The sequence below is a fragment of the Acinetobacter sp. SwsAc5 genome (assembly GCF_013391485.1).
Lineage (GTDB): Bacteria > Pseudomonadota > Gammaproteobacteria > Pseudomonadales > Moraxellaceae > Acinetobacter > Acinetobacter towneri.
Genome location: NZ_JACAXD010000017.1, coordinates 50427 through 67291, shown reverse-complemented (window position 1 = coordinate 67291; position 16865 = coordinate 50427). Strand labels below are relative to the sequence as shown.

Here is a 16865-nt window from a genome sequence, read left to right as displayed (position 1 = left end):
AAAATCATTTGAATGATTTCTTCTTGGTCTACGTGCCATAAAATACTCCATATATTGATGTTTATAACATCATTTGAGGAGCAGAATATCACTTATAGGAGTTGTTCAAATTTACGGATCCATCTCTATCGTACGCTTGACCAATAAAGTAACATGAGTAGAGAAAAGAAATCAGGTTTTATAGTGTACTGCGTCTGACGCAAATATGCGATAACCCATTCAGTTATATGCACAATTTGTAACATAGCAGGTATGGAGATGATAATGTTTCGTTCTCGGTGGAAGTACTTATTACTCAGTTATTTATTCTGGACGCCTGCTGCACAGGCGGAAATTCGCGCATGGACGGTCAATAACAGTAAAATTAATGTAGATGTAGTGGAAGTGACGCAGTTGTCACAGCTAGGCTTATATCTGAAAGATCAGCAAGGGAAACCGTATCAGCAAATTTCACAATTACAAAAAAATCTACAGTCTTGTGAAAACATGCAATTTGCCATGAATGCAGGCATGTTTCATCCAGATTATTCGCCTGTGGGTTTGTATGTGGAACAAGGACGACAACTTAAAAAGCTGAACCGACAGCAACAGGGATGGGGGAATTTTTTAATTCAGCCCAATGGTGTACTGGCGTGGAATCATCAACGGGTGTTTTTAGGAACAACCCAACAATATGCCAATCAAGCGTTCAAAGCGCAGTATGCGACACAGTCTGGCCCAATGTTAGTTATTAATCGCCAGTTAAATTCACGTTTTTTGGCAGACAGTATTTCTTATAAAATTAGAAATGGGGTTGGGTTAAAAGACCAAAGCCTGTACTTTGTGATTAGCAAGACGCCCGTAACTTTTCATCAATTTGCCACCTTTTTTAAAGATGAGCTGCAAACGCCAAATGCCTTGTATTTAGATGGTTCGATTTCTACAGCGTATATTCCGCAATTACAACGTCATACTCATCCACATCGCAATTTAGGTCCAATTTTAGCTTATATAGATCATCAAGGCTGTAAACCCTAACATTGGAATTTGGTTTTGGCTTGGCTGAATTTATTGTCCAATAAAACCTAAGGCTGTGCCTTGCATCCTGCAGATTTTGACTGCTTCTTCGCTTTTCATTTGTTTGACTTCATTTTCAAATTGCTTTTTTTGTTGTTTAAGTTGCTCATCTGAAATACCCATGTTTTTAGCAAAACTTTCCATTTTCTCCCAAGTTTCGGCACATTCTTTCGGCATTGGGCTACAGGCTGTTAAACTTAGGCTGAGTAGGGCAAGACAGCTAAGGCTAGTTTTTTTCATTGTCATTTTCTCTGTTTGAATAATTCGAATTTATTGGTGTGATGATTATGTGTAGAAATATTAGCGCATGATTATGAAGATATGATTGACTGCGTTTGAAAAGATTAGCGTTTTTGTGCAAGCTCAAGCACGTATTAAGATTTATAAAATTTATTGTTTTAAGTGCCAATATATTTGAAGCAATTAAAAAAGGCACTTAGTTCAACTAAATGCCTTTTTTATCATATTCCATTACTGGAATGGTAGATGCTGGAGTTCATTTAACTCTTTGCGGCTATAACCTCGCGAAGCGAGAACCTTCTTAATCCCGATAATGACATCTTCATCTGTGGCTTTGGTTAAAGCTTCGAGAAGTTGTTCATTTGTCTTGCAAGAGCAATCATTTTCAACACAAGCAATTTGATTTTTATGCTCGTTTTGCTGTTCTGTAGAGAACAACTTTTGCCAAAAACTCATAGAGCCTTCATTCACAACCTAACATAGATCGAAATATAGCCAATATAAAAAATAAATCAAGTCGACCTAAGTGATAAAAGCAGCAATCGAGTTGCAGAATTTTCGATGATATTGCATTTTTTTAACGAAATTATGACAGCTAAAGGGCTTGTAATGCTTTAACTGATTCATTTACATCATAATATTTACAAGTGCTCAAAAGCAGAACTTGTAAATATTGAAGAAAAATGCAACAAATTGTTTAAATCTTTTCCAGTAAAACAGCCGATTCAACATGATGGGTGTATGGGAATTGATCAAACAGTGCAAATTTCGTCACTTTATGGCTTTGACACAAGGTTTTTAAATTGTCATGCAAAGTGTCTGGGTTGCACGAAATATAAATAATACGTTTAAAACGCTGTAGGAGTTTTAAGGTGTCATCGTCAATTCCTGCGCGTGGCGGATCGACAAAGACCGTATCAAAATCATAACTTGCAAGATCAATGTTCGCTTCTTGCAAGCGGCGGAATTCACGCTCACCGTTATAGGCTTGAGTAAACTCTTCAGCCGATAAGCGTGCCACTTGAATATTCTCAATCTGGTTTTGTTCAATATTCCACTGCGCTGCATATACCGAAGATTTAGCCAGTTCTGTGGCAAGTACACGACGGAAACGAGTCGATAGCGGCAGGGTAAAGTTACCATTACCACAATAAAGTTCTAATAAATCTTGCTCAGAATGTTCGGCAACCGTACATGCCCATTCCAGCATTTTTTGGCAAACTTGCGCGTTTGGCTGGGTAAAGCTGCTTTCAATTTGCTTATAGGTATAAGTGCGCTCAAAAACCTGTAATTGTTCAACTACATACTCATCGGATAGCACGAATTTTTGCCCACGGCTGCGTCCAATCAGTTTAATGTTTAATGCTTTGCTCAAAGCTTGGGCTGCAGGCTCCCAATCAGATTCAAGTTTGCGGTGATAAAGCAGTGAAACCAACATTTCGCCACTTAAAGTCGCTAAAAAATGCACTTCAAATAAACGAGCCGATAATACGGGATCGGCTTTCAGGGCGGCTAACAGCTTTGGCATTAATAAGTTAATGCTGCGGTCTGCAATCGGAAACTCATCTACACGAATAACTTTTTTCTGCTTATCTTCACTGCGTTCAAACATGGCATAAAACAGATCATCTTCAATATGCCAAATTCGGAACTCTGCCCGCATACGGTAGTTGTGTTCTGGTGAGGCAAATACTTGCAAGGCAGGCGGGTTATATTCGGCAAATTGGGCAGAAATACGGGCAACTTTTGCATCAAGTTGTTGCTGATAAGATGAGGTCATATGCAGTAAACATCACAAACACAGAGAAAGAGCGATGGTAACAAAGTTTTAAAGAGATACCTAAAACTATTATGAAAATGATGCAATCCTGCAAGATGTCAAAATAGCCTAAGCATGTTGATGACATCTTACAAGTGGAAAAATTTAGATACTGTAATTACTTTAAACTTGATGTAATTGATCGAACAATTGCTGCATGCCCTCAGTGGCAGTTTTGGAAATCCGTTGAAATTGAGCAGGAAGTTGGGCTTGCATGGCTTTTGGGTCAATATAATAAGCCTGACAATTTGCAGGAATTTCGTGTACTAATCCAGCAACAGGGTACACCACCAAACTTGTACCAATCACAATAAAAATATCGGCATCTTGAATCAAATCCAGTGCTTCTTCATAGGCAGGAACTGCTTCGCCAAACCAGACCACATGCGGACGTAAAGGATAGCCTTGTGGGCAAAGATCCTGTTGCAAGTTCAGCGAGTCACCTTCAATTGGAAAAAATTCTGTCGTGTATTGTGCATGAGGCCCTGAGCTTTTGGCTAAACGAATATTGCCGTGTAAATGCAAAACTTCTGAACTGCCTGCACGTTCATGCAAATCATCAATATTTTGGGTGATCACTTGTACATCAAAATCATCTTCAAGTTCAGCAATTAAGCGATGCGCCAAGTTAGGCTGCGCATTAAGAATGTTTTTACGACGTTCATTATAAAAGCGTTGGACTAATTCAGGATTCCTTGCCCATGCTTCAGGACTTGCGACATCCTCCACGCGATGTTTTTCCCATAAGCCATCACCATCTCTAAAGGTATTGATTCCACTTTCTGCGCTCATACCTGCACCCGAAAAAACCACTAATTTACGCATGTTTTATTCTCTTGATGGATGGTTAGATTTGAGTATAAGTGCCGAAAATAGAAACACAAATCTACAGCTCATTTTTTCAGAATTTTAAGTATCTAAATATGTGAAAGTTTAGTGTTGTCTATAACTTTGCTGAATAATTGAATCAAAGTTCACTTTTTATTGCTTGTTATTTCATTTTAATGATAGAACATAAAGTAAAGTAGTATGACGCTGCAAAATCAAATATTGATGAACCAGAACCTATAATAATGTGCAGAGGATGCCATGTCACAACACAATCCATCGCCAAATCACACGCCTGCAACTCACAGTGAAAAAGTGAAATTTGATTGGAAAGATCCTTTTTTGCTTGAACAGCAATTGACTGAAACCGAACGTATGATTCGTGATAGTGCCTATGCTTATTGTCAGGAAAAATTACTGCCGCGGGTACGTGATCAGTTTAGACATGAAACGGTAGATCGCAGCATCTTCCGTGAAATGGGTGAGCTTGGTTTGTTAGGCTCAACCATACCTGAACAATATGGCGGTACAGGTTTAAATTATGTGAGTTATGGGCTAATTTCACGTGAAATTGAACGGGTCGATTCAGGTTATCGTTCAATGGCAAGTGTGCAAAGTTCATTGGTGATGGTGCCAATTTATGAGTTTGGCAGTGAAGCACAAAAACAAAAATATTTACCCAAACTCGCTTCGGGTGAATGGATCGGATGTTTTGGTCTGACTGAACCTGATTTTGGCTCCGACCCTGGCAGTATGAACAGCAGAGCACATAAAGTTGCAGGCGGTTATCGTTTACACGGTGCGAAAATGTGGATTACCAATAGTCCAATTGCCGATGTATTTGTGGTGTGGGCAAAAGAAGTTTCAGCAGATGGGCAAGTGGGTGATATTCGCGGTTTTATTTTAGAAAAAGGTTGGGATGGACTTTCTGCACCAATCATTCAAGGCAAGGTTGGTTTACGCGCTTCAATCACAGGTGAAATTGTCATGGACAATGTTTTTGTGCCTGAAGAAAATATGTTACCTGAAGTGCGTGGTTTAAAAGGGCCGTTCACTTGTTTAAATAGTGCACGTTATGGCATTGCTTGGGGTGCTATGGGTGCGGCTGAGTTTTGTTGGCATACTGCGCATCAATATACGATGGATCGGATTCAGTTCGGACGTCCTTTGGCGGCCAATCAGCTCATTCAAAAGAAACTTGCCGATATGCAAACCGAAATCGCGCTGGGTTTACAAATTGCTTTACGTTTTGGTCGTATGAAAGATGAGGGTATTGCTTCACTCGAAGGTACTTCGCTGATTAAACGCAACAACTGTGGCAAGGCCTTAGAGATTGCTCGTATGGCGCGCGATATGCTTGGTGGGAATGGTATCAGTGATGAATATGGCGTGGCGCGGCATTTGGTCAATTTGGAAGTCGTGAATACCTATGAAGGGACGCACGATGTGCATGCGCTAATTTTAGGTCGTGCGCAAACGGGTATCGCGGCTTTTGCCAATTAAATCTAGATCTAAACTAAATCTAGGTCTAATGATGCTACGGTGGAAAATATTGCAAACCACATTTTCCACCGTTTTACTTTAGCTGTTTAGTTCTAAAAATTGGCTAATTTCCTGATTAAATTTCAACGGTTCGGTCAGTAAAGGGGTATGCCCAGATTGGTGAAATATGACTTGTTTCGCATTCGGCATAGCTTCTACCACTTGACGTTGTCCTTCTGCCGCATACAAGGTCGATTGTGCGCCTGTAAAAAAGACTGTCGGACAACCCAGTTGAGTTAAAGCCTCACGATAATCTTCCTGATGGTGTAAATAATTGTCGATATACCAGCGTAAATAATCTAAACGCTGTGTAGGTAAAATATAGCGTTGTAAAACAGGACGTTTGACGGCCAGTTTAAATAAAAACGGACTGATTTTATTGCTGGCTTGTAATTCTATAAATTCTAGCCAAAGTTCGACTAAGTTTTTACGCTGCAACACATCCATTTGTTGAATATCAGTATATTGCGCGTGATCATGTAAAAACTCGGACAGATGAATCAATAACTGTTTAAATTGTTGATGTTGATTGCCAAATAAGCCATAAGGCCAGTTTTCATCTACCCCAATTTTTGGTGCTTGGTCAATTTGTAAATAACTGCTTAAATGCGCAGCCAATTGTCCATATTGCATGCCATGCATGGCAGTGGTTGCCCCCATGGAATAGCCAATCAGTTTAAATTGTTGCAGGTTCTGTTGTTGAAGCAGACTGTTTAAATCTTGCCAATGGCTCGAAATAGCATCCAGTTCTGGAACGGCACACAGGTTTGAACCCCCAAAACCACGCCAGTCTGGAATAATAAAACGATACTGCTTTTTATGTTGATACAGAAATGGCAACCATTGCCAACTGTGCATGCCTAAACCTGAAAGCACAACCACAGGCTCACCTTGACCAAATTCACGTACAAATAGAGCTTCGCCATCGGGCATGCGGTAAAAAGGCATCAGCATTTCCTTGCATGGTTGTAATTAAAGATGCGTTATTCTTTATAGCATAGCCTGATCATTTCTGTATGGTGAGCAACCCTGATTTCACATTGATGTGGTTGCTATTACTTAAAAATATACTTTTAAGATGAGGCTTCGGCATCAAACTTTTTCAGTTCAGGAATCACATTTTCTAGCCATTCAATCCAGCCAATTTCCTGATCTATCCCTAGCTGCAAAATCATTTTATGAATATACAGGGTACGGTTGTTCGCAGGTGCTTGGCTAAAGTCTTTGGCAAAAATCTGTTGATAGGTGTGCAACTTGGCTTTGTGAAGCAGCAAATGTCGTTCTAGTTCGGGTAAGACGCTGTTGCCGCCAAGTTGGGCTTCGGCACGTAAACGTACCATAAGTTCTTCGCGTAATTGTGCAGGCGGGCTTTGCTCGACCATCCAGTTTGCCAGTTCATGCCGCCCCAAAGCTTCTACCTGATAGGTTTTGCTACGACTGCTAGAATCTTCATCTTCTAAGGTTGAAATCCAACCTTTTTTCAGCATGGTATTTAGTTCGCGATAAATTTGTTGATGGGTCGCATTCCAGAAAAACCCCATAGAGCGGTCAAAACGGCGTGCCAATTCAATACCGTTACTGGGTTTTTCAATTAAACTGGTCAATAAAACGTGAGCGAGCGACATAAACAGAGCAACTTTATTTTTTTCAGCTGTAATTATGCAACATGTTGCATAAAAATTAAATCTAGAATATAAAAGTATGCAACAAGTTGCATTAAGCATAAAACAGCCAGCATTTTTGCCAGAAGGGAGATTCTATGTCTGACTATCCACATTTACTTGCGCCTTTAGATTTAGGCTTTACCACTTTAAAAAATCGGGTCTTAATGGGTTCAATGCACGTTGGACTAGAAGAAGCACCGGGTGGATACGAACGTATGGCGGCTTTTTATGCAGAGCGTGCCAAAGGTGGCGTTGGGCTGATTGTAACAGGTGGTATTTCACCGAATGATGCAGGCTTAACCTTTGCGGGCGGCAATAAACTTGATACTCGTCAAGAAGCAGAAAAACATAAAGTGGTGACTCAGGCTGTGCATGATGCAGGCGGCAAAATTGCTTTACAGATTTTACATACGGGACGTTATTCCTATCAGCCCGATATTGTCGCACCGTCAGCAATTCAGGCGCCGATTAACCCAAGTAAACCACATGCACTAACATCGGCAGAAGTACAGCAAACCATTGCCGACTTTGTGAATTGTGCCAAATTGGCACAATACGCAGGCTATGATGGTGTCGAAATCATGGGTTCGGAAGGCTATTTAATTAATGAGTTTATTGTTGCGCGTACCAACCATCGTGATGATGAATGGGGCGGCAGTTATGAAAACCGTATTCGTTTCCCAATTGAAATTGTTAAACGTACCCGTGCAGAAGTGGGTGAAAACTTTATTATTATTTACCGCTTGTCGATGTTGGATTTAGTCGAAGGCGGTTCGAGTTTTGAAGAAGTGGTGCAATTGGCACAAGCGATTGAAAAAGCAGGTGCAACCATTATCAATACAGGGATTGGCTGGCATGAAGCACGTATCCCAACCATTGCTACCAAAGTCCCTCGCGCAGCTTTTACATGGGTGACAGAGAAATTAAAAGGTTTGGTTAAAGTGCCACTGATCACTTCAAACCGTATTAACACCCCTGAAATGGCTGAGCATGTTTTGGCTGCAGGACATGCCGATATGGTATCGATGGCACGTCCAATGTTGGCAGATGCTTTCTTTGTGCAAAAAGCAGAGCAAGGTCGCAGTGATGAAATCAACACATGTATAGGTTGTAACCAAGCTTGTTTAGACCATATTTTCTCAATGAAGATTGCTTCATGTTTGGTCAATCCACGTGCTTGCCATGAAACAGAACTCATTTTTAAAGAAGTAACACAGACTAAAAAAATTGCGGTGATTGGTGCAGGGCCTGCAGGTTTGAGCTTTGCAACCTATGCTGCAGAACGTGGGCATCAGGTGACGATTTTTGAAGCATCGAATCAAATTGGTGGGCAGTTTAATATTGCTAAAACCATTCCTGGTAAAGAAGAGTTTTACGAAACTTTGCGCTATTTCAAACGCCAAATTGAGCTGCAACCGAATATTAAATTGGTATTGAATCATACGGCTAGTTTTGAACAATTGCTCAATGCTGACTTCGATGATGTGGTTGTGGCAACAGGTGTAACCCCGCGTCAATTGGATATCGCAGGTATTAATCACCCTAAAGTGCTGAGCTATATTGAGGTATTAAAAGAGCGTAAGCCTGTAGGTCAACGTGTTGCGATTATTGGCGCTGGTGGTATTGGTTTTGATACTGCAGAATATTTAAGCCATGAAGGTGAAAGTGGTAGTCTAAATCCTGAAAAATTCTACGATGAATGGGGAATTGATACCAATTATGCGCATGTCGGTGGTTTAAAAGCAGCAAAAGTTGAAGAATCGCCACGTGAAATTTATTTATTGCAACGTAAAGCATCATCCGTGGGTGCTGGCTTGGGTAAAACAACAGGCTGGATTCATCGTACAGGTTTAAAAAACCGTGACGTTAAAATGATTGCAGGGGCAAGTTATGACCTGATTGATGATCAAGGCTTGCACATCACCGTCAATGGTCAAAGTACAGTGCTCGAAGTTGATCATGTGGTGATTTGTGCAGGGCAAGAGTCTTACACCGCCATGTATGAGCAATTACAGGCAGCAGGCAAAAATGTGCATTTAATTGGTGGGGCGAAAGAAGCAGGCGAGTTAGATGCCAAACGTGCAATTCGTCAGGGTGCTGAATTGGCAGCGAAAATTTAATGTAATTCCTTCTCCCTCTCCTTTGGGAGGGGGCTGGGGAGAGAGTTAATAATCGCTTCTGCCCAGTGCAGCAGTGCTTCAGTCTCACTCAGGGACTCTGCATAGAAATGAAATATCAAAACAAAAAAAAGGAACTTAACATGACTTTGGAAACAACAAAATTAGCGGTACAGCGTTGGCATACAATGCTGCAAAACCATGATATGTCTATTTTGAGTGAATTGCTGGCAGATGATGTGGTGTTTCGTTCACCTGTAGCGTACCAACCTTATGCGAGTAAACAAGTGGTATTTTTTATTTTGACCAATGTAATTCAGGTCTTTGAAAACTTTACTTATCACCGTGAGTTTTATACTGAAGATGGTTGCAATGTTGTACTTGAATTTTCCGCCAATGTGGGAGATAAAAAACTTAAAGGAATTGATATGATTCAATTCAATACACAAGGACAAATTGTGGACTTTGAAGTGATGATTCGCCCGAAAAGTGGTTTAGAGGCATTGGCTGTGCAAATGGGACAACGTATGGCTGCCTTTATGCCAACCGAAAAATAAAATACCGCGTGTGTATGGCAATGAAGTTGTTTTATAGAAATCGGTTTCGGGTTGGCATGCTTGAAAGTGCATGTATTGCTTGGGAGTAAAATGATGTCTACATTACAAAAAATAGCGAAAATTACACAAGCGGTTTTAGATCAGGTCACAGGCGCAGATTTACCGACGTTGTATTATCATCCACATGGAGAAATCCGTCGGGTATTGGATTATTTACCACAGCTCAAAGAAAAATACCGTCCAACGCCGTGGCTGTCCAATACACATGCGCATCTTTTATATTTTGATTTAATTAAAAAGAAAACCATTCGTCAGCAGTATGATCGGGTTGATCAACTCACTATGCAAGATGGCGGTATCACCGCAGTTGCTTGGGTGGGTTATGACTTACCTGCAGATACTCCCACAATTGTTTTAATGCATACCATTACAGGTTCTTTGGAAAGTATGCGTGAGTTGGTGCGCGATTTACATCAACAGACACAGTGGCGTATTGCCTTATGTTTACGTCGTGGGCATGGCAATTTACCTATGCCTGTACCACAAATGAATCTGTTTGGTTCGACGCATGATTTGCGTGAACAAATAGTGTTTATTCAGCAACAATTTCCACAATCTGAATTATATGCTGTTGGTTCTTCCGCAGGGACAGGATTATTGGTGCGCTATTTGGGCGAAGAAGGCGAGCAAACCCCAATTAAAGCCGCGTTTGCACTGTGCCCAGGATATAACACTGAACTAGGCTTTCAGCATGTGCATCCTTTTTACAGTAAAGTGATGACCAAAAAATTATTCCAGTTTTTTATTCAGCCCCATCAGGACATTTGGCAAAACGTAAAATCTTTATCGCAAGTGTTAAGTGCGACTACATTGGCAGAGTTTGAAAAGGCGTATTTTGAATTGGCGGGTTTTGAAGATTATGACAGCTACACACAAGCCATTAACCCAATTTATGTGTTTGAGAATGTCAAAATTCCGCTTATGGTTTTAAATGCAGAAGATGACCCAGTGTGCCACATCAAAAACTTTGATCCTTATAAAGAAACCATACGGAAAATGCCAAATATTATGGTAGTGACGACCCGTAAAGGCAGTCATTGTGGTTTTTATGAAGGTGTCGGTTTTACTAAATCTTGGGCATCGCGTTTAATTTCTAATTATTTTAAAGTGCAATCGCAGTTGCTGCAGGCAAGTTAAAGTGAAGCGCACAAACCTATATAGAAATAGGTAGCTGTATTGCAAATGTATTCACGAGTTATCTCAGCGAAGACTCATCCAAATGAATAAAAAACCCAGTACACAATGACTGGGTTTTTTAACGTCAATTCAAATCTAAGATAAGAACTTACACCTTAAAACTGACTTTAACTTAAAGCTTAGTTTTAAGTGAGCACTTAGTTCTCAAGTGCTGGGGTTGCAGCAGCAATCGCAGCGGCAACAGCATCATCTTCAGATTGAGCACCTGTGTTATTGCTTGGACGTGCTTGAGTTGGTTTATCTTCTGCTACAGGAGCTGCCGCTTTCGGCGCAGGCGCAGGTGCAGCAGCAGGTTGTGCAGGTGTTTCACGACGGATTTCAGTTGTGGTGTTCGCTGTTTCAGTGCGCTCCACTTCTACCTGTGCAGGCGCTTCTGGTTCAGTATCTTGAATGTTTTCAACAGGTTCTAGTGGTTCAAATTGAGCAGTTTCAGTAGTTTGTTCAGTTTGAACCTCTACTTGTTCTTGCTCATCTTGCTTTGGCTGTTCTTTTTTTACACATGCAGTTAATAACAACGCCGTTGCAATTGCACCACAAATTAAAAGTTTCTTATTCATAATTGCACAAAATAAAAGATCGGATAGACGGACGTATTATAGCAATAAAATGACAGATGAAAATCCTCTCAAGAAGTTCTAATTTTTTATAGGAAATGCTGATAGAATAACCAATTGTTTATTGTTCTATGAATTGATGCGGAATGACTTTGCTTTATTGGTGCAGAGTAAAGTAAAATTGCGCAACATTGCAGGCCGATTTAGGCTCGATTGTACGAGAAACCCAATGACCCATTTTATTTTCGTGACTGGTGGTGTAGTTTCATCACTAGGTAAAGGTATTTCAGCTGCTTCAGTTGCTGCACTTTTAGAAGCCCGTGGTTTAAAAGTAACCATGGTCAAAATGGATCCATACATTAATGTCGATCCAGGGACAATGAGTCCTTTCCAACATGGTGAAGTTTTTGTCACAGAGGATGGTGCCGAAACTGACTTAGATTTGGGTTATTACGAACGTTTCTTGCGTCGTGCGAAAATGACCAAGTTAAATAACTTTACATCTGGTCGCGTGTATCAAGACGTTCTAAACAAAGAGCGCCGTGGTGATTACTTGGGCGGTACTGTTCAGGTGATTCCACACATTACCGATAATATTAAAGAACGTGTACTTCGCGCTGGCGAAGGCTACGATGTCGCAATCGTAGAAATTGGCGGTACAGTAGGCGACATTGAATCTCTCCCATTCATGGAATCTGTACGTCAATTGATGGTGGAATTAGGGCATAAGCGTACTATGCTCATGCACTTAACTTTATTGCCATATATCAAATCTGCGGCAGAGTTAAAAACCAAGCCAACTCAACACTCAGTTAAAGAATTGTTATCTATCGGTATTCAGCCAGATATTCTCATCTGCCGTACTGAACATGATGTTGATGCTGACACTACCCGTAAAATTGCGTTATTTACCAACGTAGAAGCACGTGCGGTTGTGGTATGTAAAGATGCCAAAACCATCTACCAAATTCCGCGTACATTCTATGAACAAGACGTTGATGATTTAATTTGTGAGCGTTTTGGCTTCAATGATCTTCCAGAAGCAGATTTATCTGATTGGGATAACGTAGTTGATGCATTATTGAACCCTGAATACAGCGTTCGTGTGGCGATGGTGGGTAAATATGTTGAACTGCCAGATGCCTATAAATCTGTAAACGAAGCATTATTGCATGCGGGTATTCAAAACCGCGTCAAAGTTGAAATTGACTATGTCAATGCAGAAGACCTTGAAAGCCAAGACGTTAATACTGTACTTAAAGATGCCGATGCAATTTTAGTTCCGGGCGGCTTTGGTGAGCGCGGTACCGAAGGTAAAATGCAAGCCATCAAATATGCACGTGAAAACGGTGTCCCATTCTTGGGAATCTGTTTGGGTATGCAATTGGCTGTGATTGAATATGCACGTAATGTGGCAGGTATTGCCGATGCAAGTTCAACAGAGTTTAACCGTTCGACTAAGTCGCCACTTATTGGTTTGATTACTGAATGGTTAGATGAGCGCGGCGAAGTTCAACAGCGTTCTGTCGATTCTGACTTGGGCGGCACTATGCGTTTAGGTGCACAAAAATCTGAATTGGTTGAAGGTACCAAAACTCGTGAAGTGTATGGTTCTGCAGAAATTGTAGAGCGCCATCGCCATCGCTATGAAATGAATAACCGTTATATTCCTGTGCTTGAAGAAGCAGGTCTTAAAATTTCGGGTTATTCACCAATTCAGCACTTGGTTGAAACTGTTGAAATTCCGCAACATCCTTGGTTTATTGCGGTACAATTCCACCCAGAATTTACCAGCTCGCCACGTGATGGACATCCATTGTTTGCTGGCTTTATCGGTGCGGCAAAACAACAGCATCAAAAAACCAAATAAGATGGCTTTAGGGATAAACTAGGAAGTTGAAATGTCACAATTAAAACCACAAGAAATTGTACGTTTGGGTGATATACAAATGGCGAATCATTTGTCATTTGTATTGTTTGGCGGCATGAATGTACTTGAGTCTAAAGACCTTGCATTTGAAATTGCTGAAACTTATGTGGATATTTGCACACGCTTAAATATCCCGTATGTATTCAAAGCCAGTTTTGACAAAGCCAACCGTTCTAGCCTGAACTCATTTCGTGGTCCCGGTTTAGAAAAAGGCATTGAATGGCTGGCTGACATTAAAAAGCATTTTAATGTGCCAATTATTACCGATGTGCATGAGCCGTATCAGGCTGCGCCTGTGGCAGAAGTGGCAGATATTATTCAGCTTCCTGCGTTTTTAAGTCGCCAAACCGATTTGGTTGAAGCGATGGCAAAAACTCAAGCCATTATCAACATCAAAAAAGCACAATTCCTTGCGCCGCACGAAATGCGTCATATTTTGCATAAGTGTTTAGAAGCAGGGAATGACAAATTGATTCTTTGTGAGCGTGGTTCAGCATTTGGTTACAACAACTTGGTTGTCGATATGCTGGGCTTTGACATCATGAAAGAAATGAATGTACCTGTGTTCTTTGATGTAACCCATGCTTTGCAAACTCCGGGTGGTCGTGCAGATTCGGCAGGTGGTCGTCGTGCACAAATTACCACCTTGGCACGTGCAGGTATGGCAACTGGCTTGGCAGGTTTATTCCTAGAAGCACATCCTGAACCAGAGCAGGCAAAGTGTGATGGCCCATGTGCATTGCGTCTATCACAACTTGAGCCGTTCTTGGCACAGCTTAAAAAATTGGATACCTTGGTAAAAGGTTTCCAAAAGCTAGATACACACTAAATTAGATCCATATTAAATTATAGACTCATTGATGCCTAAAGCATCACGTTATTAATCAACTGAGGAATTGTTCATGAGCCAAATCGTTGACATTCGTGCACGTGAAATTTTGGACTCTCGTGGTAACCCAACCATCGAAGCAGACGTAATCTTAGCATCTGGCGTAGTTGGCCGTGCATGTGCACCATCAGGTGCTTCAACTGGTTCTCGTGAAGCTCTAGAACTTCGTGATGGCGATAAAGCACGTTACTTGGGTAAAGGCGTTAAAACTGCGGTAAATAACGTCAATACTTTAATTCGTGATGCTTTACTTGGTAAGTCTGTGTTTGAACAAAAAGACATCGACAACACCATGATTGCGCTTGATGGTACTGAAAACAAAGAAAAATTAGGTGCTAACGCAACTTTAGCCGTGTCTTTGGCTGCTGCGCGCGCTGCTGCTGATGAAAAGAAAATTCCTCTTTTCCAATACATCGCAGACCTTCGTAACAACAGCATTTTAACCATGCCTGTACCAATGATGAACATCTTAAATGGTGGTTCACATGCAGACAACAACGTTGATATTCAAGAATTTATGATTGAGCCAGTAGGCTTTACTTCATTCTCTGAAGCATTACGTGCTGGTGCAGAAATTTTCCACTCATTAAAATCTGTATTGAATCAAAAAGGTTTAAACACAGCAGTGGGTGATGAAGGTGGTTTTGCGCCAAACTTACGTTCTAACGAAGAAGCAATCACAGTTATTCTTGAAGCTATTGAGAAGACTGGCTACAAAGCGGGTTCTGACATCATGTTGGCGCTTGACTGTGCATCTTCAGAATTCTACAAAAATGGTCAGTACATTCTTGCAGGTGAAGGCAACAAAGCATTCACAAGCAACCAATTCTCTGACTATTTAGCTGGTCTTGTAAATCAATATCCAATTATCTCAATTGAAGATGGTTTAGATGAGTCTGATTGGGAAGGTTGGTCTTACCTCACTTCGATCTTAGGTGACAAGATTCAATTGGTCGGTGATGACTTGTTCGTTACTAACCCGAAAATCTTACAACGCGGTATCGATGAAAAAGTAGGTAACTCAATCCTGATCAAGTACAACCAAATTGGTACTTTGACTGAAACGCTTGATGCAATTTACCTTGCGAAAGCCAATGGTTACACAACTGTTATTTCACACCGTTCAGGTGAAACTGAAGATTCTACAATTGCGGATCTTGCAGTAGGTACAGCAGCAGGTCAAATCAAGACTGGTTCACTGTGCCGTTCTGACCGTGTAGCAAAATATAACCAATTACTTCGTATTGAAGAATTGACGAATGCTGCATATCGCGGTAAAGCTGAGTTCAAAGGTTTGAACTAAGCGAAATCAGTAGATGTCATTATTAAATGTATTTGACTCCAAAGCGAGTAAAGCATTGTTGGGCCTTGCGATCTTTTTGATCGCAGGGTTTCAATATTTACACTGGTTTGGTGAAGGTGGTTATCGTGACCATGCTGCACTGACAGAAAAAATCCAACAACAAATAGAATTAAATACAGAGCTGAAGGAGCGCAATCGTGTACTTGCAGCAGAAGTTTATGATTTAAAAAATGGGGTAGAAGCCATTGAAGAGCATGCCCGTTTAGATTTAGGCTTAATTAAGCCACATGAAACCTTTGTGCAAATGAGCACCATCAGCACACAATATAAACCAATTTATATTCAACCAAATTCCACAGTAGATTTACGCACCAATGAATCACAACAACCTGCAGCAGCAACCGCCCCGACACCCTAAACTTTGGGCGGTTATTCCCGCAGCGGGTTCTGGTAGTCGTTTTTCTAGAACTGAACTTAAACAATATCAGTATATTCAAGATCAAACAGTCTTAGCGCACAGCATCGCACGTTTAAATCACTTGCCTTTAGCGGGTTATGTTTTGGCGATTGGTCAAGCAGATGATGTGGCGCAAAACCTAAACTTGGCAGAAAAAGAAAAAGCACATTTTTGCGTAGGTGGTGCAGAGCGAGTGGATTCAGTCTTGAATGCACTGCATTATTTATCTGAAATCGCCCATGTAGATGACTGGGTTTTGGTGCATGATGCAGCGCGTCCTTGTGTGACAGCTGCTTGCCTTGAACAGTTGTATCAGACTGCACTGGCAACAGATCAAAGTGCAATTTTGGCTATTCCAGTGCGTGATACTTTAAAAAAGGTAAGCCAAGGCACAAAAATTGAAACCACGGTAAGCCGTGACCAACTTTGGCAAGCGCAAACTCCGCAAATTGCTAAACTTGATGTGCTTAAAACAGCCATTGAATCTGCATTAAAACAGCAATTGACGATTACCGATGAGGCCAGTGCTTTAGAAGCAGCAGGGCAAATTGTAAATGTTGTGCACGGTCGTTCGGATAATATTAAAATCACCTATCCCGATGATTTAGAGCTGGCACGTTTAATTTTAGCCTCACAACAACATGGATGATAA

Annotated in this window: 17 protein-coding genes; 10 read left to right on the top strand and 7 right to left on the bottom strand. The window is 40.9% G+C overall.

The window, feature by feature from the left end; genetic code table 11:
* Positions 1-264: 264 nt before the first annotated feature.
* Positions 265-1017 carry a phosphodiester glycosidase family protein gene (locus HYG89_RS10830; RefSeq protein WP_256734002.1) on the top strand — a complete coding sequence of 251 codons (753 nt, stop codon included), beginning with the start codon at positions 265-267 and terminating at the stop codon, positions 1015-1017.
* Positions 1018-1047: 30 nt separating this feature from the next.
* On the opposite strand, the gene HYG89_RS10825 is transcribed toward HYG89_RS10830, so the two are convergent.
* The 4 genes from HYG89_RS10825 to HYG89_RS10810 all read right to left on the bottom strand — a co-directional run bounded on the left by HYG89_RS10825 (position 1048) and on the right by HYG89_RS10810 (position 3940).
* Positions 1048-1296 carry a hypothetical protein gene (locus HYG89_RS10825; RefSeq protein WP_004973320.1) on the bottom strand — a complete coding sequence of 83 codons (249 nt, stop codon included), beginning with the start codon at positions 1294-1296 and terminating at the stop codon, positions 1048-1050.
* Between the two features lie 231 nt (positions 1297-1527).
* Complete coding sequence (locus HYG89_RS10820; RefSeq protein WP_004973321.1) at positions 1528-1752, bottom strand: hypothetical protein; 225 nt, start codon at positions 1750-1752, stop codon at positions 1528-1530.
* Between the two features lie 241 nt (positions 1753-1993).
* A complete protein-coding gene (trmA, locus tag HYG89_RS10815; protein WP_178318681.1) occupies positions 1994-3076 on the bottom strand; it encodes a tRNA (uridine(54)-C5)-methyltransferase TrmA in 1083 nt (360 codons plus the stop codon).
* A 162-nt stretch (positions 3077-3238) separates the two neighbouring features.
* A complete protein-coding gene (locus HYG89_RS10810) occupies positions 3239-3940 on the bottom strand; it encodes an NAD-dependent deacylase (RefSeq protein ID WP_004973326.1) in 702 nt (233 codons plus the stop codon).
* A 264-nt stretch (positions 3941-4204) separates the two neighbouring features.
* On the opposite strand from HYG89_RS10810, the gene HYG89_RS10805 reads away from it, so the two are divergent.
* Entirely contained in the window at positions 4205-5446 is a 1242-nt protein-coding gene (locus tag HYG89_RS10805; protein WP_178867435.1) for an acyl-CoA dehydrogenase, read from the top strand.
* Positions 5447-5524: 78 nt separating this feature from the next.
* On the opposite strand, the gene HYG89_RS10800 is transcribed toward HYG89_RS10805, so the two are convergent.
* Both HYG89_RS10800 and HYG89_RS10795 read right to left on the bottom strand, forming a co-directional pair.
* Positions 5525-6433 carry an alpha/beta fold hydrolase gene (locus HYG89_RS10800; protein ID WP_178867434.1) on the bottom strand — a complete coding sequence of 303 codons (909 nt, stop codon included), beginning with the start codon at positions 6431-6433 and terminating at the stop codon, positions 5525-5527.
* A gap of 125 nt (positions 6434-6558) precedes the next feature.
* The gene (locus tag HYG89_RS10795; RefSeq protein WP_004973333.1) at positions 6559-7110 is read right to left on the bottom strand and encodes a PadR family transcriptional regulator; all 552 of its coding nucleotides are present in this window, start codon (positions 7108-7110) and stop codon (positions 6559-6561) included.
* A gap of 134 nt (positions 7111-7244) precedes the next feature.
* On the opposite strand from HYG89_RS10795, the gene HYG89_RS10790 reads away from it, so the two are divergent.
* From HYG89_RS10790 to HYG89_RS10780, 3 genes are all read left to right on the top strand, one after another.
* Complete coding sequence (locus HYG89_RS10790; protein WP_178867432.1) at positions 7245-9269, top strand: NADPH-dependent 2,4-dienoyl-CoA reductase; 2025 nt, start codon at positions 7245-7247, stop codon at positions 9267-9269.
* Between the two features lie 140 nt (positions 9270-9409).
* The gene (locus HYG89_RS10785) at positions 9410-9823 is read left to right on the top strand and encodes a nuclear transport factor 2 family protein (protein WP_178867430.1); all 414 of its coding nucleotides are present in this window, start codon (positions 9410-9412) and stop codon (positions 9821-9823) included.
* Between the two features lie 90 nt (positions 9824-9913).
* Complete coding sequence (locus HYG89_RS10780; RefSeq protein ID WP_026438425.1) at positions 9914-11020, top strand: YheT family hydrolase; 1107 nt, start codon at positions 9914-9916, stop codon at positions 11018-11020.
* A gap of 197 nt (positions 11021-11217) precedes the next feature.
* On the opposite strand, the gene HYG89_RS10775 is transcribed toward HYG89_RS10780, so the two are convergent.
* Positions 11218-11637 carry an internalin gene (locus HYG89_RS10775; RefSeq protein WP_178867428.1) on the bottom strand — a complete coding sequence of 140 codons (420 nt, stop codon included), beginning with the start codon at positions 11635-11637 and terminating at the stop codon, positions 11218-11220.
* A 226-nt stretch (positions 11638-11863) separates the two neighbouring features.
* Between HYG89_RS10775 and HYG89_RS10770 the strand changes: the two genes are divergently transcribed.
* The 5 genes from HYG89_RS10770 (at position 11864) to ispD (ending at position 16862) form a co-directional block, all read left to right on the top strand.
* Positions 11864-13504, top strand: a complete 1641-nt coding sequence (locus tag HYG89_RS10770) for a CTP synthase (RefSeq protein WP_004973343.1) — start codon at positions 11864-11866, stop codon at positions 13502-13504.
* A 31-nt stretch (positions 13505-13535) separates the two neighbouring features.
* Positions 13536-14393 (top strand): 3-deoxy-8-phosphooctulonate synthase, encoded by an 858-nt coding sequence (gene kdsA, locus HYG89_RS10765; RefSeq protein WP_178867426.1) that lies wholly within the window; start codon positions 13536-13538, stop codon positions 14391-14393.
* A gap of 73 nt (positions 14394-14466) precedes the next feature.
* A complete protein-coding gene (gene eno, locus HYG89_RS10760; RefSeq protein WP_004973347.1) occupies positions 14467-15756 on the top strand; it encodes a phosphopyruvate hydratase in 1290 nt (429 codons plus the stop codon).
* Between the two features lie 13 nt (positions 15757-15769).
* Positions 15770-16174, top strand: a complete 405-nt coding sequence (locus HYG89_RS10755) for a septum formation initiator family protein (protein ID WP_167846043.1) — start codon at positions 15770-15772, stop codon at positions 16172-16174.
* On the top strand, positions 16131-16862 hold the full coding sequence (ispD, locus tag HYG89_RS10750; protein ID WP_167846042.1) for a 2-C-methyl-D-erythritol 4-phosphate cytidylyltransferase: 732 nt from the start codon (positions 16131-16133) through the stop codon (positions 16860-16862). Before HYG89_RS10755 ends, ispD begins: the two co-directional genes overlap by 44 nt.
* Positions 16863-16865: the final 3 nt, after the last annotated feature.